The organism is Bradyrhizobium sp. B120, from assembly GCF_049075665.1.
Classification (GTDB): Bacteria; Pseudomonadota; Alphaproteobacteria; order Rhizobiales; family Xanthobacteraceae; genus Bradyrhizobium.
The window spans coordinates 3379928-3398182 of record NZ_CP185242.1 but is presented as its reverse complement, the minus strand read 5'-3'; the positions used below and the strand labels follow the sequence as shown (position 1 = coordinate 3398182).

Here is an 18255-nt window from a genome sequence, read left to right as displayed (position 1 = left end):
CCGGTTCGTTCTCGCCGGCTATTTGGAGCGCTCGATGCGAGTGATTCTTGTTCTGGCTTGTGCCGCCGTCTTGATTTGGGACTCCTTCGGCGCAGTGGCCGCGCAAGCCCCGCAACCACCCGTCCCGCGCGAGACCACGGTCGAGCGCCAGGTTCAGGCCCTGGCCAACCGGGACACCCAGATCGGCCTCTACCTCAACGTGCTGCCTGACTGCACGTCGGGACCGCTGCCAACCATCCGGCTGGTCAGCCCACCCACCGCCGGGAAGGTCGTGGTGAAATCAGCGAAGGCCAAGGCCACCAATTACAAGGCCTGCCTGGCGCTCGAGGTGCCCGCCTATGTCGCCTTCTACAAGGCGCCGCCCGAATTCCTGGGCGACGACGCCTTGACCCTCGAGGTCAAGTATCAGGGCGGCCGCACCGAAATTCAGAAGATCACCGTCAAGGTGAGTGGCCCAGGCAACCAGCAAAAGATCTGACGGCCCGCTGCAGGCCCGAGCACCGCCCTAGAGCGGCTCGCCTTCAGCCGTTTCCTGCTCGACATCGTGCGAGACCTCGCTCGGCGCGGTGGCCGGCTGGCCAAGCTGCGCCCTGTCCTCGTGACAATCGCTGATCCGGCGGGCGACCACCCGGTCCATCCGCGGCGCCTGGCCGTGGACTTCGTTGACCTCGGTATAAGCCTCGTCGCTCAGCACCGTGATCACGGTGCTGACCGGCCCCATGTAGTCGCACCGGTTGGAGAAGACGTACCTGTTGCTGATCTTCTCCGGCCTTGAAGAATGGCAATTTCCGATCGACGGCGATGAGAATGTCGCCTTCATCGCCTGGGTCGGGTCGACGCAGCGCGTCATTTCGCGCTCGAGCAATTTTTGCCGGACGTTCGAGGGCGAGACCAATTCCAGCGTCCGCGTGAATCGCCACATCCCTTTCCGGAAGGTCGGCCCGCTGAAGCTCTCCTCGGCCGCCGCGCCGTGGGAAGCGAGCAAGGACACGGCAAGGGCGGCCACGACGCCAAGCGTGCATGCGAAGACCTTCGACTGCCCGAAGCCCTCACGCGAAGTCATTCGTTGAATCCTTGTCGGCTGCACGATACGCATCGCGTGACTTTACTTGAACCACGCCCCACCTCACTTCATTCCAGAACACTTCACGTTAAGGTCGAGTAAACACTCGCCCTTTTGGTTGGAGTTCTCCGCAGTCAAGACTCGACCCGGCGCGAAGCACGATCAAGGCCGGCTGCGGAAAACCCTCTCCGGAAAAATACGGTCCGCCCCCCCCGGGAGCCCGTCGCGAACCGGGCCCAAGCCCCAGCCTCCGAGGAGCCTGATGCTGGCAAGCTGCCTCGGCTGATCAAGGGCTATTGCTGCAAACGCGCCGCAGCGGATTTCGCGGTGTTGGCAACGCCGCCATCGTCGCAGTCGCCGATCCGCGTCGCGACCACCGTGTCGGTCCTCGGATGCTCGCCGGTGCTGACCTCGTTCAGCTCGGTGTAGGCCTCGTCGCTGCGCACTGTAATCACGGTGCTGACCGCGCCCATGTAGTCGCATCGGTGCCCGAAGGTGTATTGATTGCCAACCTTTTCAGGCTTGTCCGAGACGCAGCTTCCGACCGGGTCTGGTGAGAAGGTAGCCTTCATGGCGAAAGTCGGGTCGACGCAGCGCGTCGTTTCCGCGTTCACCACCCGGTACTTGAAGTTCCTGTTCGCGCTCTTCACGACGTCGAGCGTTCGGATGAAGCGCCACAGGCCCTTGCGAAAGCTCGGGCCGGAGAACGATTGATCGCCTTGAGCGGGCTGAGCCGCCGCTGCCCGGCCGTTCACCGGTTGAGGAGATGGCGTCTGCGCGTGAGCCGCAGGGACGATCGTCAAGGTCAGTAGCGAACCTGCAATGGCACCACGGAAGTTCATTCCCACCCCCGATGTTCGCCCCGAAACCCGTTCGCGATGCGATCCGGCCAGGCGCTTGAAGCAGTCGCTGCGAAACGACTCAACTACCCCTCACCACTTGCAGGCCAATTGTGGCCAGTAAAGGCACGTTGTCGCAGCCGGACAGTCTTCGACTTAATTCCGTTCCACTGAAGCAAACTTGCAACACCTAACGCTCAATCCCTGAGGTGATTGACCCAATCCGCCGTGCTGCACCGGGTGGAGCGGTTTGACCTTGGAGGTTTTTTTTGCTCATTTAGCGCGAGATATTTTTGCTCAATTACTTAGCCTATCGCTGGACGAGGGGGCACTGATGCGTATTCGGATTTGCTACATGGTCGCGGGCATGTTGGCCTTGGGCGCAACGCTATCAGGCGCTTCCCGGCCGGCGGCGGCCGCTGACCTCGGCTTGGTCACCAAAGCACCGGTCGGCACCTGCTCCGAGATCGTCTTCACCTGCGAGAACGGCCATCAATATCCACTCTGCCCGCGCGCCGTGTCGGTCGAGGGCGAAGTCGTCACGGCCTCGCTGCTGACCGGCCATGGCGGGGTCCATGTGCGGCTGGTGCCGATGGGCGTCGGATATCGCTATGCCGGCCGCGGCATCTGGCTCGACGGCTTCCGGGAAAACGCGCTGCTCAACTTCGGCAAGCACCATCAGGTGGCCTGCGCCATCGCGCACTGATCAAAGCTGATCCGGAAAACCGCGAAGCGCCCTTCCCTCGCGACAAGCGCTCCGCGCTTGCGCGGGGCTCGTACGCAAACAAGACGGTCCAGCGCGACAGCGATTCGGCCCGGTTTACTGCGCGCTCCGCGCCACCCCGACTGGGGCGACACGAAGCACGTCATGAAGCCGGCCGCTCCTCAGCCCTTGGTGCGGAGCACGACGCGCGACGATCGCGAGAACATATAAGCCTTCGGATGGACGTAGACCGGGCAGTGGTCCTGCCACTGATATTGCTGCCAATTCCACTTCCAGCAGCCCGATTCGATCTGAGGCTCCTGCACGTAGTCCAGCCGGTACGGCGGATCCCCAAACGGATAGTCGCCGCATCGCGCCGCCGTCGATGACAGAACGACGATTGAAGCGGCCGCGGCAATGATCACAGAAAATGACTTGTTCATAACGCCCCTCGATCGAATGACGTGACGACGCGAGAGTGCCAAATCCACCGGTCCTTATCAAGGTGCCGGCCGCCCGCGCCGCGACGCCAACCGGCCGTCTACACGGCGCGGTTTTGCGTCGGCGAGCGGCCGCCGCCATCGGCGACCAGCACCGCACCGGTCACGAAGGACGCCTCGTCGGAAGCCAGGAACAGGCAGCATGCCGCGATCTCGGCGGGCTCGGCCATCCGTCCCAAGGCGATCCGCCGCTCGACGCCGCGAAACTCGGTCTCGGCGGTGGTGCCATTCTGGTCCGCGAGCAGCTGCATTTCATAGGCGCTCATCGGCGTCCGCACCCAGCCGGGCGCCACGGCATTGGCGCGGATGCCGTCGACGCCGTGGGCATAGGCCAGTGAGCGCGTATAGGCGACGACGGCCGCCTTGCTGGCGGCGTAGCTTGCGCTGTCCGGACTGGCATTGAACGCGGCAACCGAGGCTATGTTGACGATCGCGCCGCCGCGCTGCCGAAGCAGCGGCAGGGATGCCCGGCAGACCCGCATGGTCCCCGTGAGGTTGACATCGAGCGTCCTGGCCCAGACCTCGTCGGAGACGCTGGCGGGCTGATCCGGCACGATCAGGCCGGCGGCGTTGACGACGATGTCGAGCCATGCGCCGCAGGCGGCGACGGCTTTGGCAATGTCGTCCGGACGCGTGACATCGCCGTGGACCGCCTGCCCGCCGCACTCCGCCGCCGCCGCTTGCAACTCGGCCTCACCGAGCCCGAACAGCACGACACGCGCGCCGCTCAATGCCAGCAGTGAAGCCGTGGCCCGGCCGATCCCTGTGGCTGCGCCCGTCACCAGCGCGGTCTTTCCGTCCAGCCGCGGCATCAGACCATGATCCGGAAAAGTGGAAGCCGGTTTTCCGAAGAGATCATGCTCATCTAGAGTCCCCACTGCCGTTCGACGGCAAATCCGGTCTCCGGCAGCGTCGAGCCGCCGTCGACGACGATGGTCTGCCCCGTGACATATTTGGCCTCGGCGGAGGCGAGATAGAGCATCGCGCAGGCGATGTCGTCCGCGCTCCCCATGTGCCCCATCGGAATGAAGCGCTCGAGCTTTGCCTTGTTCTCCGGCGCGCTCATGGTGCCCCGCCCCGGCTTCTCGATGAAGCCGGCTTCGACGCCATTGACCGTGATGCCGTCGCGCGCGAGCTCGAAGGCGGTACCGCGGATGAACGCGTTGACACCGGCTTTCGCCGCGGAGTAATGCGCGCCGCCGCCCATCGCGACGCGCGCCGAGACCGACGATGTCACGAGAACGCGTCCGAACCGGTTGGCGCGCATATGGGGAATAGCGCCCTGTGCGAGCCAGATGCTGGCGTTGAGATTCAGCACCAGTGTCTCGTCGAGCTTGGCTTCATCGAGCTCCTCGAGCGAGGCCCACGGACAACCACCGGCATTGTGCACGACGATATCGAGCCGGCCGAATTTGGCGGCGACATCGTCAATCATCGCACGCAGACTGCTGCGATCGAGCCGGTCGAACGGCACGCAATGCGCGGTTCGTCCGTCGTCGGCGAGTTCGCGCGCCAGTGCCTCGGCCACATCGAGCGTCCGGTTGGCGATGACAACGGTCGCGCCGGCCTGCGCAAGGCGCCTGACAATGGCCGCACCGATCCCGCGGCCGCCGCCGGTGACGATGGCGACCCGGCCGTCGAGATTGAACGGAAGCGCCTGCATCAGATTGCTCCCGCGCCGCGCAGCAAATCGATGAACTGCGCGAACACCGCCGTGTGCTTGTCGACGTCCCGCCCCGACGTCGCCGGACACATCAGCAGCATGGTGTGGAACGGCGTCACCAGAATGCCCTCGTTCATGTAGAACGCATGCAGCAAGGTCTCGAGATCGGGTTGCCGGCCCGCAATGACGTCGGCGCCGCTGCGTGGCGGTTGTGGCATGAACATGATCTCGGCACGTGCGCCGATCTGCGTGACGTGCCAGGGCAGCCCGGCCGCCTCGATCAGCCGGCGCGCCTCCTGCGCGAGCCAGGTCGCGGTTCCGATCATCCGCTCGTAATTCGCTGAGGTCAGCACCTTCTCCAGCACCGCGCGCATGGTCGCGACCGTCAGCGCGTTGCCGGCAAGCGTGCCGCCGAAACCGAGATGCGCCGACTGCCGCTCACGCGGGTTGACGTGGGGCACGATTTTCCAGAGCCGCTCGGCAATCTGCTCGCTGAGACCGAACACGCCGGCGGGGATGCCACCTGCGATCGCCTTGCCGGCGACGAAGATGTCCGGCTCGAGCCCGTGGCCCTCAGTATAGCCGCCCGGCCCGCAGGACAGCGTATGGGTCTCGTCGATGATGAGCACAGTACCGGCGCGGCGGGTCAGGTCGCGCAGGGCCTGGTGGAAACCGGGGTCGACCGGGATCATGCCGAAATTCGTCATCAGCGGCTCGGTCAGCACGCAGGCGACATCGCCCTGCTCCAGCGCCGCCTCCAGGCCTGCGACATCGTTGAACTCGACCACCCGGCTCACGGCGTCATGATCGATGCCGTTGGGATGGATCATGTTGCGCAAGCCGACGCGGCCGTCGCGGATCTCGACATGCGCCTCCTCGACGCCGCCATGATAGCAGCCGGAGAACACCAGCACCTTGCGCCGCCCGGTGATCATGCGCGAGATGCGGATCGCGGCGCGGTTGGCGTCGGTCGCCGACGTCGTCAAGGTCCAGTATTTCGGGCCGAAGCGACGCGACAACTCGGCGCCGACCCAAAGGCTGTCCCCCGTCGGGAGCATCATGGTCGCGCCACGCTTGAGCTGATGCAGCGCGGCTTCCGTCACCGCCTCCGGCGCGTGCCCACACATGCCGCCGGTGTCGCCGAGGCAGAAATCGATATAGTCGCGGCCGTCGATGTCCCTGATATGCGCGCCATGCGCCGCATCGGCATAGATCGGAAAACCGCCAGCCCAGCGCCGCATCCAGTGCGACGGGCCGCCATAAAGGTAGTGTTGCCGGCCGTCCTGCCAGGCCGCCGCCGAGCGCGGATGAAGTGCCCGGAAACGTTCCTGTTCGGCATCGAGCAATCGGTTCAGAATGCCCGCACGTTCGGCCGTTGCTGATGTCATAGCGCGATCCAGGCGGTCTTGAGGTCGGTATAGGCGTCGAGGGCGTGGAGCGACTTGTCGCGTCCGAAGCCGGATTGCTTGAAGCCGCCGAGCGGCACCGTGATATCGGCGCCGCCATAGGCATTGACGTGCACGACGCCGGCCTTGATGGCGCGCACCATGCGATGCGCCGTTGACAGACTTCCGGTCCACACCGCAGATGCAAGCCCATAGGGCGTCGCGTTGGCGAGAGCTGTGGCGTCCTCCTCGCCGTCGAACCGCGTGACCGCCAGCACCGGGCCGAACACCTCCTCGCGCCAGACCTCCATCGATGGCGTCACCTCGGTGAGGATCGCGGGCGACATGAAGTTGCCGCCGCTCTCGATGCGGATCTGCTCGCCGCCGATCAACCGCTTCGCACCCTGCGCTTCCGCGCGGGCAACCGCATCCAGGTTCTTGCGCAACTGAGCCTGGCTCGAGATAGCGCCGATATCCGACGTCACATCGAGGGGATCGCCGACACGGAGCTTGGCAGTGGCATCGAGCAGCGCATCCATGAAGCGATCATAGATCGCGGACTGCACCAGCAGCCGCGAACCGGCCACGCAGACCTGGCCCGAATTCCTGAAGATGCCATTCGCGGACACCTTGGCCGCATGCTTGATGTCGGGCACATCCGCGAAGACGATATTGGGCGACTTGCCGCCAAGCTCGAGATGGACCCGCTTCAGATTCGACCGCGCCGAACATTCCAGCAGCCGCCGGCCGACCGCGCCCGAGCCGGTGAAGGCGAGCACATCGACATCCATATGCAGCGCGAGCGCCTCGCCGGCCGATGCGCCGCGGCCGGTGACGACGTTGAGCACGCCGTCCGGCAGGCCCGCCTCGGTCGCAAGCTCGGCAAGCCGCAGCAGCGTCAGCGACGCAAGCTCCGGCGGCTTGACCACGACCGAGTTTCCGGCGGCGAGTGCGGGACCGATCTTCCACGCCCCGATCATCAGCGGGAAATTCCACGGCACGATGACGCCGACGACGCCAAGCGGTTCGCGATGCACGAGTCCGAGCACGTCACCTGAGGTCGGCGCGATCTCGCCATACACCTTGTCGATCGCCTCGGCGTAGTACCTGACGGTGCCGGCGGCCGACAGCGGTTCGGCCTTGTAGGCCATGCCGATCTCGGTGCCGTTGTCGCGCACGCCGAGTACCGCGATCTCAAGCGTGTGCTGCTCGATCAGATCGGCGAACTGCAGCAGCACCTTCTTGCGCTGCGCCGGTGCCGCACGCGACCAGCTTCCCTGCTCGAAGGCCTGCCGCGCCCGTTTGACCGCAAGGTCGACATCGGCCGCATCGCCGTCTGCAATGGTCGTCAGCACCTTGCCGTCGATCGGCGACACCACATCGAGCCGTGCCTCGCCAACCGGCTGCGCCGGCCGGCCGCCGATGAAGAGCTGCTGGGCCGGAATTGCGGCCGAGCGTAACAGATCGATCTGGGCTTGCTGCATGCGGGATCATTGTGACGGTGACAAAAGCGGCTCCCGACCGGAGACCGCTGGCATGGTGCAATCCTCGCCAAATCAAGGCTTTGGCAGCAATCAACCGATAGGTGGATGTCGCCGCGGCCAGCGCCCTCATAGCGTGATCGCACGATGGCCGAACGCCCTGCCCGCTGGGTGCAAACCAACTCGTCCACATCCCTCACGCCGCCGGCGAGCCGAAGGTCATGCCCGAGATCACGCAGCCCCGTATTCTTCTGATCGGCACTGGAGACACCAAGGCCGACGAACTGCTGTTCATGAGCGCGTGCATCGCGCGCGCCGGTGGCAGCACGATCATGATGGACATCAGCGTGCTCGGCGATCCGCCGTATCAACCCGCACATGACAAGCACGCGGTGGCCTCCGCTGCGCAGACCACGATCGCGGCGATCGCATCGAGCGGCGACGAAAACTCCGCGATGTCGCTGATGGCGATTGGCGCCGCTAATCTGGCGCGCGAGCTCGCGGCGCGCGATGCCATCGACGGCGTGATCGCGATCGGCGGCACGATGGGAACCGACCTTGCGCTCGACGTCGCACAGGCGCTGCCGCTCGGCCTGCCGAAGCTGATCGTCTCGACCGTCGCCTTTTCGCATCTGATCCCGCCCGAGCGCGTCGCCGCCGATCTGATGATGATCCTGTGGGCCGGCGGCCTCTATGGCCTCAACGGCACCTGCACCGCCGTGCTGTCGCAGGCCTGCGGCGCGATCGTCGGCGCGGCGAAGAGCGCAATCAAGCCGAGCCGGGACCGTCCGGTCGTTGCGATCACCTCGCTCGGCAAGAGCTGCCTGCGCTACATGGTGGAGCTCAAGCCGCAGCTCGAGCAGCGCGGCTACGAGGTGGTCGTCTTCCACACCACAGGCATGGGTGGCCGTGCCATGGAGTCGATCGCAGCCCAGGGCGGCTTTGCTGCGGTGCTGGACCTCAGCCTGCAGGAGGTCGCCAATCAGCTCACCGGCTCGGTGGTCAATTCAGGCGCCGACCGGCTGGAGAATGCGGGCAGAGCCGGCATTCCGCAAATCGTCGCCCCCGGGGCGGTCGACATGGTCGACTTCCCGGCATGGCTTGGGATTCCGAGCGAGCTGTCGGATCGGCCGTTCCACGCACACAACCGGCTGCTCGCGTCGGCGACTTCGGGAGCGGCCGATCGCCGCCGGATCGCCCACGCGATTGCGGAGAAGCTCGCCGGCGCCAGCGCACCCGTCGCCTTTGTGCTGCCCGCCGGCGGCATCCAGCAATGGGACCGCGAAGGCGAAGCCTTGCACGATCCCGACGCCCTCGCGGCCTTTGTCGACGCGATGCGGTCGGCGGTCCGGCCGCCGGTCGAGTTGCACGAGATCAAGGATCACATCAACAGCGCGACATTCAATGAAACGGTGCTCGGTATCTTCGACCGATGGGTCGCAGCCGGCATTGTTCGCCCCGGCCGCGGAACGGTTGCCGCATGACGCGACCGCTCGCGAAGGCGCTGGTGCTCGATTTCGGCGGTGTGATCTCGAAGACCTTGTTCGAGACCCATGACCTGACCGAGCGCGCGCTCGGGCTCGCTCCGTGCACGCTGAAATGGCTCGGACCATTCGCTCCCGACAGCGATCCGCTCTGGGCTGCGATGCAGCGCGGCGAGATTTCCGAACGCGACTACTGGCTGACCCGCAGCCGCGAGGTCGGGCGCATGGTCGGCGAGGACTGGCGCGACATGGAGACCTTCGTGAAGCGCGCGCGCGGCGCCGATCCCGACACCGTGATCCGGCCCGAGGCGGTGCGCGCGATCACCCTCGCCGCTGACGCCGGGTTCCGGCTTGCGATCCTCTCGAACGAGCTCGACCTGTTCTATGGTGCGGAGTTCCGCACCCGCCTCTCCATCCTCAAACGCTTCGACACCATCGTCGACGCGACCCATACCGGGATCCTGAAACCCGATCGGCGCGCCTATCAAAGCGTGCTGGACGAATTGGCGCTGGAGGCAGAAGATTGCGTCTTCGTCGACGACCAGCGTCGCAACACCACCGGCGCCGCCGCGTGCAACATGCGCACGGTGCTGTTTGACGTGCGCAATCCAGCCGCGTCCTACGGCGAAGCGCTGCGGCATTTCGGGCTGCAATTCGACTAGAGCGTTTTCGAGCGAAGTGGCCGGTTCGCATGAAGAAAGCGCGTTAACGACAGAGAGCGATCATGCGTGACAGAAACTTCCTGGTTGAGAACAACGCCAAGCCGATCTGGCACCCGATGGCCCATCCCGCCGAGATGCGGGCGCAGCCGCCGCGGATCGTGATGAAGGGCGAAGGCGTCCACGTCACCGACATCGACGGCAACACCGTGATCGATGCGGTCGGCGGCCTGTGGAACGTCAATCTCGGCTACAGCTGCGATCCGATCAAGAAGGCGATCGCAGACCAGCTCAGCGCGCTGCCATACTATTCCGGCTTCCGCGGCACTTCGAGCGGTCCCTCGATCGAGCTCGCCTACGAGCTCACTGAATGGTTCAAGCCGGAAGGCATGGTTCGCGCCTTCTTCACGTCGGGCGGATCGGATTCGGTCGAGACCGCGCTGCGGCTTGCGCGGCAATACTGGAAGATCAAGGGCCAGGCCGACCGCACCAAGTTCCTGGCGCTGAAGAAGGGCTATCACGGCACGCATTTCGGCGGCGCCTCCGTCAACGGCAACGCCAATTTCCGCCGCAACTATGAGCCGATGCTACCCGGCGTATTCCATATCCCGGCGCCGTCGACCTATCGCAATCCCTTCAACGAGACCGATCCCGCCAGGCTCGCGCAGCTGTGCGCGGCGGCGATGGAGGAGGAGATCGCGTTCCAGGGCGGCGACACCATCGCGGCCTTCATCATGGAGCCGGTGTTAGGGGCCGGCGGCGTGATCGTGCCGCCGGACAGCTTCATGAAGCTGGCGCGCGAGATCTGCGACCGGCACGGCATCCTGATGATCGCCGACGAGGTCGTCACCGGGTTCGGACGCACCGGCGCGTGGTCGGGTTCGCGGCTATGGGGCGTCAAGCCTGACATGATGACGATGGCCAAGGCGATCACCTCGGGCTATTTCCCGCTCGGCGCGACGCTGATCGGCGAGCAGGTCGCGGAAACCTTCGAGACTGATACGACCGCGTTCGGTTCGATCGGCCATGGCTACACCTATTCGGGCCATCCGGTCGGCTGCGCCGCGGGCCTTGCCGCGCTCGCCGAGACCCGCCGCCTCAAGCTTGACGAGAATGCCGCCGCGCGCGGTGAGGACCTTGCGCATGCGCTGGCCGCGCTCAAGGCCAAGCACCAGCTGGTCGGCGACGTCAGGGGCAAGGGCCTGATGGCCGCGCTCGAGCTGGTCGCCGATCGCGACAGCAAGAAGCCCGCCGACAAGAAGACGATGGCGAAGGTGGCAGATAGCGCCTACGAGGCCGGCGTGATGCTGCGCGTCTCGGGCAACAACCTGATCCTGTCCCCGCCCCTGATCCTCACCGCATTGGATGTGAAGGCGATCGCCGAAGGGATCGACGCCGGCCTCTCAGCGGCCGGCTGACAGCGCACTGACACAGGCCATGGCACGCTCGAACAGCGCGCCATCCGCCTTGTCGCGGTCGAGGCAATCGGCGAGCGATGCCGCCGACATTCTCTGATCGGTGCAGAAGATCCGCATGAAGTCGGCCGCGAGCGCGACCTTGTGCGGCGTGGATTGGCGCTGCCAGTCGCCGCTGCTCAAATAGAGCAAGGACGCATCGTCAGCGCCGCTTTCCGCCGTCGCGCCGTGCGCGGCTGGTTGCGCGGCCAACAACACCAGCAGCGCGCCGGCCACCGCTCCCGTGCGAAGCACGCGGCCACTCATTTGGTGTCCTTGGTGGTATCCTTGGCATTCACCATCGGCGGCACGTCGAGCGCGGGATTGCGATCGAAGAAGTTGAACGGACGGAGCCGGAAGCCATGCCAAAGGCCCGGCATGACCGGCCAATCCTCGGCGCGTGGCACGTGGCGGAAGCCGACCGTGTACCACAGCACGAGGTCGCGATCCTCGATCGGCCGCTTTGCGGCGGTCCATTTCGGCAAGCCATCGACCTCAGGATTCTCATTCGGGTACATGCCTGCGGCATATCTCTCGTCCCTGGCGTAGGCCGAGGTCCATAGCGTGTAGGCGCTGAAGCCTGCGCGCAGCTGGATCGGATCGTCCTTGGCGAGCAACGAGACGTCGGAGTGTCCGGGCATCAGCTGATAGCTGGTGCGGTAGCCGCGGCTGTTGGTCTTGCCGGTACTTTCGATCCTGAACTGCGCCGCGCTCAGCGGCGTCGTGATCGGCCCTTCGGTCGCGACCGGCCTGGTGTCAACCTGCCAGAGGCTCTTGCGCTGGCCCTCATCCAGCCGGCGGACGCTGAAGTGGTCCTCGACCAGCCGGTTCGAGGTGCCGTCGACGTCCATGTCGATCCGGAACGTCATGTAGTGATCGTGATTGACGGCCAGCAGCCGCTCGTCGACCAGCGTCCCGTAGGCCGTATCCTGCTTCGCCGTCGGATCGCTCAAGGTCCGGCTCGCGACGCCCTTGGTCGCATCGATGCCATAGGCGCCGAGCCGCACGTCGATGTTGCCGGCGCGGTCGAACACGTAGTCCACCAGATAGTCGTAATTGCCGACCACCGGCGCCATCCGCACCACCAGCTCATTGTTCGGCCGCACCTCGGCGGTGTTGTTGATGAGCTCGCTGTGGCGCCAGATCGGATCGCCGGTCGGGCGCTCGAAGATGCAGACCGCGCCCTTGGAGACGACGGGCGCGCCCTTGGTGTCCGAGATCGTCAGATCGAGGAAATGCGCGCCTTCGGGGCAATCGATGCCGCGCTGCAATTCGCTGGAGAGCACACCAAAACCGTATTCGCCGATATCCATATAGGCGCGGAACGACCAGGTCGGCGCCGGATCCATATAGGGCACGAACATCTCGCTCGCCGAAATCTGATAGGCGATGTCGCGGAACGTGCCGTGGTCGTCGTAGCGGATCAGCGACAGCACCGCGCCGACGCGCGGCTCGAGACGGACATGGAACGACCAATTGTCCCAGCGGACCTGGCCGCCCTCCACCTTCACATTGGTGCCCTCGGGCGCGGTGATCTCGATCGGCTTCGGCGGCTTACGGTATTTTCCGGAGTCGGCATAGGCATGCGAGGGCGTCTGCGCCGGTGGCGGCAGCACGCCGAGATCGGTCACCGACAGCACCGTCCTGCTCTTGAGATCGACCTGGGCGACCAGGTTCTCGATCGGCTTGCCCCAGAGATTGTTGCCGGCGCCGGTGGTGTCGACGCAGGGCACGTTGAGCAGGCGGCGGCCTTTCAGGGCCGGGTCGCTCACCGGCCCCACCGTCAGCGGCAGGCACATGACGTTGCGGAAGTCGGTGATGCCGCGCTTGGCCATCGCGGCAATCCAGCGCGGGTCCTGCTTCGGCAGATCACCGGCAGACATCAGCTCGTCGATGGTCAGCGCGGCCTCATGATCCCTGATCTCGTCCCAGCCGAGCAGGCTGCGCGCGGCCAGATCAATATGCGCTTCGTAGAGATATCCACCGCTCAGCAGCGTCGCATTCGCCCGCCGCGCGAAGGGTTGTCCGGGCTTCCACGCCCGCACTTCGTCCTTGGGGTCCTCGTCGACCGTCATGGAGACGACCCGCGTCGCATCGTCGAGCTTGCCGGCGCCGCGGAGAATCTCGGTGACCGAACGGATTTCGTCCGTTGTCAGCCCGTCCATCGGGTGCGTCGCGGCCGCCTGCGGCCACATCCTGCGCTCGGCCTGCGCCGGCAGCGGCGCCGCCATCGTCATCGCAACCAGGCCGGCCAATGCCGATCCGCATCCCCGGAATATCAGAGCCATCACACCCTCCACGCAAAGCCAGAACGGTCAGAATACAAGCAATGATGACGGCGTGAAGGCCCGCCTCATCCGGTAGCCCGTTCCGATGCGCCCGGCAGGATGGTGGCCGCGGCCGGCCGTGGCGCGGCACGGTGGACGTCGAGCAGCCTTACGCCGAGGCGATCGCGCAAGGCCGGCCAGATGCCGCGCGGCGCCACGATCATCACGACGACGGCAATGATGCCGAGCCCGACCAGATACCAGCCGCCGGACAGGCCGAGCGGCCCGGTCATCAATTCGCGCAGGCCGAAGAAGATGATGACGCCGAGGATCGGGCCTTCCAGCGTTCCGATGCCGCCGATGATCACGATGAACATCATGTAGACCGACCAATTGACGTCGAAGGCCGCCAGCGGCGCGATGAACAAATTGCCCATGAAGCTCAGCGCACCCGCAAGCCCGCATCCCGCCGCCGAGAGCACGAAGGCGATGAAGCGGTTGTGGCGAACATCGACGCCGACGCTCATCGCGGCGAGATCATTGTCGCGCACGCTCATCAGCCCGAGCCCGAAGCTCGAGGTCATCATCTTGTACAGCGCCATGATGGTGACCAGCGTCAGGCCGCCCGCGAGCCAAAACATGGTCGGCTCGAACCAGTCGAAATCGATCAGCTTGCTGGTGGCGAGCGGCACGCCCGAGGTGCCGCCGACGGCCTGCGATTTCATCGTGAAGGCGCCGATGATCTCGGCGAACACCCACATCGCGATCGAGAAATAGGCGTCGCGCAAACGAAACAGCGGAAAGGCGATGATCGCCGCGACGGCCGCGGCCACCAGCGGCGCCACCGGCAGCACCCAGATCGGGGTCACCTCGAGCCAGCCGGAGGTCAGGAACAGCGCATAGGCGCCGAAGGCGATGAAGACCTGATGGCCGAGCGACACCAGCCCGGCATAGCCCGCCAGCAGGTTCCACATCTGCGCCATCGTCAGCAGCAGCAGGCACTCGGTCGCGAGCCGCAGGATGCCCTCGTTCAGCACGAAGGGCGCGCCGGCGATGACGGCGACCAGCACGATGGCACAGGCGAGGAGAATTGTCCGTGTCGGCATCAGCGTCATACCCTGCTCGACACGAGACCCGACGGACGGATCAGCAGCATGATGAAGAACAGCAGGTGTGCGTAGAGCAGCCCCGCATTCGGATCGATCTTCAGCCCGATCAGTTGCGCCATGCCGAGCGCGATGCCGCCGAGCAGCGCGCCCCAGAACGAGCCGAGCCCGCCCAGCACCACGACCTCGAAGGCGATCAAGAGCCGCTCGGCGCCCGAGAACGGCGTAAAGCTCGACCGCACCGCGAGCAGCACGCCGCCGATCGCGCCGAGCGCGAGCGACAGGCCCATGACATAATTATAGACCCGATCCGGCTTGACCCCGGACAGCCGGACGATGTCGCGGCGGTCGGCAGTGGCACGCACGATCCGGCCGAACTCGGTGTGGCGCAGCACCAGCTGCAGCGCCATGAACAGCAGCGCCGCCAGCACCAGCGTGAGCAGCGGCATGATGCCGATGTTGAGGCCGGCGATCTCGAGGCTGGCGCGCGAGAGCTCGCCGACCTGGAGGCTGCGCACGTCGGCCCCGAATATCTCGACCATGACGTTACGCAGGATCACCGAGACGCCGAAGGTGAGCAGCAACGGCGACAGCGGATCGGGCGATGTCACGACCCGGTTGACAATGGCGGCCTGGTAGAGCCAGCCGACCGCAAAGGACAGTGCGATCACCGGGATCAGCATCAAGAGCGGCGAGACCTGCGGAAACAGGTTGGAAAGCAGCACGGCGCAGAACGCGCTCAGCACCATGAACTCGCCATGCGCGATGTTGACGACGCGCATCACGCCGAACACCAGAGCGAGCCCGATTCCGAGCAGGCCGTAGAGCCCGCCCAGCAGGGCTCCGTTGATCAATGTCTCAACCCAGATCATGTCGTGCCAATCCTGGCTAGTTACCGAAATAGGCGTGCGTCAGCTGCTCCGGCTGCAATCCTTGCGCCGGGCCGGTCAGCGACACCCGCCCCTTCAACAGGCAGTAGATTCGTTCGGAGGTGGCGAGCGCGCGCTTGACGTCCTGCTCGACCAGCACGACGGCGGTGCCCTCGCGGCGGATGTCGGCAAAGGAGCGGTAGATCTGCTCGACCACGACGGGCGCGAGCCCGAGCGAGATCTCGTCGCACAACAACAGCCGCGGGTTCGACATCAGCGCGCGGCCGATCGCCGCCATCTGCTGCTGGCCGCCGGAGAGCTGGCCCGGAAACATCCGCCGCCGCTCCTCCAGGATCGGGAACAAGTCGAACACCCGGCGCAAGGTCCAGCTGCCCTTGCGCCGGTTGACGCTGCCCATCAGCAGGTTCTCCTCGATGGTCAGCGAATCGAACAGCAGGCGCCCTTCGGGCACCATGATGAGCCCGAGCCGCGACACCTGCTCGGCCGGCATCTGCGAGATGTCGATGCCGTCGAAATGCACCGCCCCGCGCCGCTCCTCGTTGAGCCCGACCAGCGCTTTCAGGAACGTCGACTTGCCGGCGCCGTTGGCGCCGACCAGCGCCACCGCTTCGCCGTCCGCGACGGTGAAGTTCATGTCGAACACGGCCTGGAGATCGCCGTAGAAGATCTGCAGGCCGTTCACATCAAGCAACGCCATCGGCCTTCAATCCCATGTAGATCTCGCGCACCACGGCGCTGTCCATCACCTCGGCCGGAGGTCCTTCCAGCACCTTGCGGCCGAAATCGAGCACCATGATCCGATCCGACACCGCGCGCAGCGCGTGCGGAATGTGCTCGATCCAGATCATGGCGTGATCTGCCTTCACCGACTTGATGATGGCAACGAGGCGCTCGACCTCGGGCTCGGTCAGCCCAGCGGCAATCTCGTCGAGCAAGATCAGTTTGGGCTTCGAGGCCAGCGCCTTGGCGAATTCCAGCCGCTTGCGATCGATCAGCGGCAAGGCGCCCGCGAGCTTGTCCGCCTTGGCGTCGAGCCCGGTGCGCTGCAACACCTCCATCGTCCAGCTCGATGCCGCCTCGCCATACAGACCCGCACCGTAGGACGCCGCGACCAGCGCGTTCTCGTAAACCGACAGATGTGGAAACGGCTGCGGGATCTGGAACGCGCGCCCGAGCCCCATCCGCGCCCGGCGATGCGGCGGCAGGCCTGATATCTCCTTGTCGTCGAGCGTGATCGAACCGCCGTCGGCCGTAAGCAGGCCGACGATCAGGTTCAACAGCGAGCTCTTGCCGGCGCCGTTCGGGCCGATCACGCCGAGGCATTCGCCGCGCGCCAGCTCGAAGCTGACGTTGTCGGCGACCACGATCTCGCCGAAACGCTTCGAGAGGCCGCTGACGCGCAGAAGCGGTGCCATCTCAGGCCAGCTTGGAGAGCAGCTGGAGATCGGCCTGCTTCGGGATGAACGGCGCCGTCCCGTTGTGCACGATCAAGAGCTCGTATTTCGCCTTGCCGCCCTTGGTCTTGCGCCATTGGCCGCCCGACAACGACGTCACCGCGACGTTCTTGATCGGCGTTCCCTTGAACTTCACCGGTCCGACCACCGTCTCCATGTCGAGACCCGCTATGGCATCGCGCAGCGAGTTCTTGTCCTTCGGGTCGCTGTTCTGCAATGCCGCCAGCGCGACCTCCCACAGGGCATGGGCGTAGCCGATCGGCTGGGTCCATTGCTTGCCCGTCGTCTTCTCCCATTCCGCGGCGAGCTCGGCGGCGCTCTGCCCGGTCAACGACGACTTGAACGGATAGGCAGGCGTCCACCACACCTCGGTCGACATGCCGTCGCCGCGATCGCCGAGCGCGTTCACCGCGCTCGGGAACAGGAATGCCGCCGCCACCGTGCAGATCTGTGGTTTGAAGCCGGCCTGCGCCGCCTGGTTCCACAGCGTCACCCAGTGATTGCCGTAGGTGAAGCCGGACACGATATCGACGCCGTTGCTCTTGAACGACGACACCTGGTTGGTGAAGTCATCGGTAGCGATCTGGAATTTTCCGGCGGAGAATTCCTGGTAGCCCGCCCCCGCAATGCCGCCGGGCAGACCGACCTTCGGGTCGGAGAACGCCTGGCCCGCGGGATTGTCGATGTAGAGCGTGCCGACCTTCTTGTTGGTGTCGACCGACTGCCACATGCCGAGGAAATTCTTCACGACATCGTCGGCACCCCAGAAGAAATGGTAGCTGTAGGGGAAGCCCTTGTCGGGCGTCGACTTGCGCGGGAACATCCAGCCCTGCCACGGCACCATGGTCGAAATCGACGGAATGCCGCGAGCATCGGCGAGCTCCTGCACCGGGGCCTGCGCGTCGCCATCCTCGATCAGGATCAGGTCGCACTTCTCCCGCAGCACCAGTTCGCTCGCGACCACCGACGAACGGTTCGGATCGGACTGATTGTCCTTGAAGACAAACTCGATCTGCCAGGTCTTGCCGCCGATCTTCAGGCCGTCCTTGAGCCGGGCCTTGATACGTTCATGGATCCAGGTGTCGGGCTCGGCAAACGGCGCGCGGACGCCGGAGAGGCATCCGACCCAGCCGATCTTGATGGTGTTGCCGGCGGCCCGCGCAACGTTGACCAGCGGCACGTTCATCGCCGATGCGAGGCCGGTGGCGCCGGCCGCCTTCAGCAGTGTGCGCCGGTCGAGCCGGCCGGACGTCCTGTCATTCTTTGTCTCAGTCATGTCCCTCTCCCTCCATAACCAATGATGAAAT

The 18255-nt window shown here is 65.5% G+C and carries 19 protein-coding genes; 5 read left to right on the top strand and 14 right to left on the bottom strand.

Translation table 11 applies throughout. The features are described 5' to 3' along the window. The first annotated feature begins 34 nt into the window (after nt 1-34). Nucleotides 35-478: a hypothetical protein gene (locus ACOIX3_RS15380; protein ID WP_420970655.1), complete on the top strand. Its 444-nt coding sequence runs from the start codon at nt 35-37 to the stop codon at nt 476-478. Between the two features lie 27 nt (nt 479-505). On the opposite strand, the gene ACOIX3_RS15375 is transcribed toward ACOIX3_RS15380, so the two are convergent. Together ACOIX3_RS15375 and ACOIX3_RS15370 are read right to left on the bottom strand one after the other, a co-directional pair. After that, nucleotides 506-1063, bottom strand: coding sequence for a DUF3617 domain-containing protein (locus tag ACOIX3_RS15375; protein WP_420970654.1), 558 nt, complete (start codon nt 1061-1063; stop codon nt 506-508). A 293-nt stretch (nt 1064-1356) separates the two neighbouring features. Next, nucleotides 1357-1905, bottom strand: coding sequence for a hypothetical protein (locus ACOIX3_RS15370; RefSeq protein ID WP_420970653.1), 549 nt, complete (start codon nt 1903-1905; stop codon nt 1357-1359). A 331-nt stretch (nt 1906-2236) separates the two neighbouring features. Here ACOIX3_RS15370 and ACOIX3_RS15365 point away from each other — a divergent pair, with 331 nt between their 5' ends. Then, a complete protein-coding gene (locus tag ACOIX3_RS15365; protein ID WP_420970652.1) occupies nt 2237-2608 on the top strand; it encodes a hypothetical protein in 372 nt (123 codons plus the stop codon). Between the two features lie 179 nt (nt 2609-2787). On the opposite strand, the gene ACOIX3_RS15360 is transcribed toward ACOIX3_RS15365, so the two are convergent. The 5 genes from ACOIX3_RS15360 to ACOIX3_RS15340 form a co-directional block, all read right to left on the bottom strand. Further along, on the bottom strand, nt 2788-3048 hold the full coding sequence (locus ACOIX3_RS15360) for a hypothetical protein (protein WP_420970651.1): 261 nt from the start codon (nt 3046-3048) through the stop codon (nt 2788-2790). Nucleotides 3049-3146: 98 nt separating this feature from the next. Continuing rightward, the gene (locus ACOIX3_RS15355) at nt 3147-3917 is read right to left on the bottom strand and encodes an SDR family NAD(P)-dependent oxidoreductase (protein ID WP_420970650.1); all 771 of its coding nucleotides are present in this window, start codon (nt 3915-3917) and stop codon (nt 3147-3149) included. 53 nt (nt 3918-3970) lie between these two features. Then, nucleotides 3971-4768 carry an SDR family oxidoreductase gene (locus ACOIX3_RS15350; protein ID WP_420970649.1) on the bottom strand — a complete coding sequence of 266 codons (798 nt, stop codon included), beginning with the start codon at nt 4766-4768 and terminating at the stop codon, nt 3971-3973. Further along, the gene (locus ACOIX3_RS15345; protein ID WP_420970648.1) at nt 4768-6156 is read right to left on the bottom strand and encodes a transaminase; all 1389 of its coding nucleotides are present in this window, start codon (nt 6154-6156) and stop codon (nt 4768-4770) included. The genes ACOIX3_RS15350 and ACOIX3_RS15345 overlap by 1 nt, the downstream gene beginning before the upstream one ends. After that, nucleotides 6153-7637, bottom strand: a complete 1485-nt coding sequence (locus tag ACOIX3_RS15340) for an aldehyde dehydrogenase (RefSeq protein ID WP_420970647.1) — start codon at nt 7635-7637, stop codon at nt 6153-6155. Before ACOIX3_RS15340 ends, ACOIX3_RS15345 begins: the two co-directional genes overlap by 4 nt. A gap of 218 nt (nt 7638-7855) precedes the next feature. On the opposite strand from ACOIX3_RS15340, the gene ACOIX3_RS15335 reads away from it, so the two are divergent. The 3 genes from ACOIX3_RS15335 (at nt 7856) to ACOIX3_RS15325 (ending at nt 11195) form a co-directional block, all read left to right on the top strand. Further along, nucleotides 7856-9118: a Tm-1-like ATP-binding domain-containing protein gene (locus tag ACOIX3_RS15335; RefSeq protein WP_420970646.1), complete on the top strand. Its 1263-nt coding sequence runs from the start codon at nt 7856-7858 to the stop codon at nt 9116-9118. Next, nucleotides 9115-9780 (top strand): HAD family hydrolase, encoded by a 666-nt coding sequence (locus ACOIX3_RS15330; RefSeq protein WP_420970645.1) that lies wholly within the window; start codon nt 9115-9117, stop codon nt 9778-9780. The genes ACOIX3_RS15335 and ACOIX3_RS15330 overlap by 4 nt, the downstream gene beginning before the upstream one ends. Before the next feature lie 62 nt (nt 9781-9842). Beyond that, a complete protein-coding gene (locus ACOIX3_RS15325; RefSeq protein WP_420970644.1) occupies nt 9843-11195 on the top strand; it encodes an aminotransferase class III-fold pyridoxal phosphate-dependent enzyme in 1353 nt (450 codons plus the stop codon). On the opposite strand, the gene ACOIX3_RS15320 is transcribed toward ACOIX3_RS15325, so the two are convergent. The 7 genes from ACOIX3_RS15320 to ACOIX3_RS15290 form a co-directional block, all read right to left on the bottom strand. After that, the gene (locus ACOIX3_RS15320) at nt 11181-11468 is read right to left on the bottom strand and encodes a hypothetical protein (RefSeq protein ID WP_420970642.1); all 288 of its coding nucleotides are present in this window, start codon (nt 11466-11468) and stop codon (nt 11181-11183) included. The two genes, ACOIX3_RS15325 and ACOIX3_RS15320, sit on opposite strands and share 15 nt — an antisense overlap. 26 nt (nt 11469-11494) lie before the next feature. Beyond that, the gene (locus tag ACOIX3_RS15315) at nt 11495-13519 is read right to left on the bottom strand and encodes a tyramine oxidase (protein WP_420970641.1); all 2025 of its coding nucleotides are present in this window, start codon (nt 13517-13519) and stop codon (nt 11495-11497) included. A 65-nt stretch (nt 13520-13584) separates the two neighbouring features. Then, nucleotides 13585-14604, bottom strand: a complete 1020-nt coding sequence (locus ACOIX3_RS15310) for a branched-chain amino acid ABC transporter permease (protein WP_420970640.1) — start codon at nt 14602-14604, stop codon at nt 13585-13587. Between the two features lie 5 nt (nt 14605-14609). Continuing rightward, nucleotides 14610-15476 (bottom strand): branched-chain amino acid ABC transporter permease, encoded by an 867-nt coding sequence (locus ACOIX3_RS15305; protein ID WP_097676476.1) that lies wholly within the window; start codon nt 15474-15476, stop codon nt 14610-14612. Nucleotides 15477-15492: 16 nt separating this feature from the next. Then, nucleotides 15493-16191: an ABC transporter ATP-binding protein gene (locus tag ACOIX3_RS15300; protein ID WP_173642024.1), complete on the bottom strand. Its 699-nt coding sequence runs from the start codon at nt 16189-16191 to the stop codon at nt 15493-15495. Next, on the bottom strand, nt 16178-16909 hold the full coding sequence (locus tag ACOIX3_RS15295; RefSeq protein WP_420970639.1) for an ABC transporter ATP-binding protein: 732 nt from the start codon (nt 16907-16909) through the stop codon (nt 16178-16180). Before ACOIX3_RS15295 ends, ACOIX3_RS15300 begins: the two co-directional genes overlap by 14 nt. A gap of 1 nt (nt 16910) precedes the next feature. After that, nucleotides 16911-18224 carry an ABC transporter substrate-binding protein gene (locus ACOIX3_RS15290; RefSeq protein ID WP_420970638.1) on the bottom strand — a complete coding sequence of 438 codons (1314 nt, stop codon included), beginning with the start codon at nt 18222-18224 and terminating at the stop codon, nt 16911-16913. Nucleotides 18225-18255: the final 31 nt, after the last annotated feature.

What these genes read in the sequence shown, in the direction of transcription:
- ACOIX3_RS15380 (WP_420970655.1), top strand. Translation starts at nt 35, where the DNA reads ATGCGAGTGATTCTTGTTCTGGCTTGTGCCGCCGTCTTGATTTGGGAC.
- ACOIX3_RS15375 (WP_420970654.1), bottom strand. Translation starts at nt 1,063, where the DNA reads ATGACTTCGCGTGAGGGCTTCGGGCAGTCGAAGGTCTTCGCATGCACG.
- ACOIX3_RS15370 (WP_420970653.1), bottom strand. Translation starts at nt 1,905, where the DNA reads ATGAACTTCCGTGGTGCCATTGCAGGTTCGCTACTGACCTTGACGATC.
- ACOIX3_RS15365 (WP_420970652.1), top strand. Translation starts at nt 2,237, where the DNA reads ATGCGTATTCGGATTTGCTACATGGTCGCGGGCATGTTGGCCTTGGGC.
- ACOIX3_RS15360 (WP_420970651.1), bottom strand. Translation starts at nt 3,048, where the DNA reads ATGAACAAGTCATTTTCTGTGATCATTGCCGCGGCCGCTTCAATCGTC.
- ACOIX3_RS15355 (WP_420970650.1), bottom strand. Translation starts at nt 3,917, where the DNA reads ATGCCGCGGCTGGACGGAAAGACCGCGCTGGTGACGGGCGCAGCCACA.
- ACOIX3_RS15350 (WP_420970649.1), bottom strand. Translation starts at nt 4,768, where the DNA reads ATGCAGGCGCTTCCGTTCAATCTCGACGGCCGGGTCGCCATCGTCACC.
- ACOIX3_RS15345 (WP_420970648.1), bottom strand. Translation starts at nt 6,156, where the DNA reads ATGACATCAGCAACGGCCGAACGTGCGGGCATTCTGAACCGATTGCTC.
- ACOIX3_RS15340 (WP_420970647.1), bottom strand. Translation starts at nt 7,637, where the DNA reads ATGCAGCAAGCCCAGATCGATCTGTTACGCTCGGCCGCAATTCCGGCC.
- ACOIX3_RS15335 (WP_420970646.1), top strand. Translation starts at nt 7,856, where the DNA reads ATGCCCGAGATCACGCAGCCCCGTATTCTTCTGATCGGCACTGGAGAC.
- ACOIX3_RS15330 (WP_420970645.1), top strand. Translation starts at nt 9,115, where the DNA reads ATGACGCGACCGCTCGCGAAGGCGCTGGTGCTCGATTTCGGCGGTGTG.
- ACOIX3_RS15325 (WP_420970644.1), top strand. Translation starts at nt 9,843, where the DNA reads ATGCGTGACAGAAACTTCCTGGTTGAGAACAACGCCAAGCCGATCTGG.
- ACOIX3_RS15315 (WP_420970641.1), bottom strand. Translation starts at nt 13,519, where the DNA reads ATGGCTCTGATATTCCGGGGATGCGGATCGGCATTGGCCGGCCTGGTT.
- ACOIX3_RS15310 (WP_420970640.1), bottom strand. Translation starts at nt 14,604, where the DNA reads ATGCCGACACGGACAATTCTCCTCGCCTGTGCCATCGTGCTGGTCGCC.
- ACOIX3_RS15305 (WP_097676476.1), bottom strand. Translation starts at nt 15,476, where the DNA reads ATGATCTGGGTTGAGACATTGATCAACGGAGCCCTGCTGGGCGGGCTC.
- ACOIX3_RS15300 (WP_173642024.1), bottom strand. Translation starts at nt 16,191, where the DNA reads ATGGCGTTGCTTGATGTGAACGGCCTGCAGATCTTCTACGGCGATCTC.
- ACOIX3_RS15295 (WP_420970639.1), bottom strand. Translation starts at nt 16,909, where the DNA reads ATGGCACCGCTTCTGCGCGTCAGCGGCCTCTCGAAGCGTTTCGGCGAG.
- ACOIX3_RS15290 (WP_420970638.1), bottom strand. Translation starts at nt 18,224, where the DNA reads ATGACTGAGACAAAGAATGACAGGACGTCCGGCCGGCTCGACCGGCGC.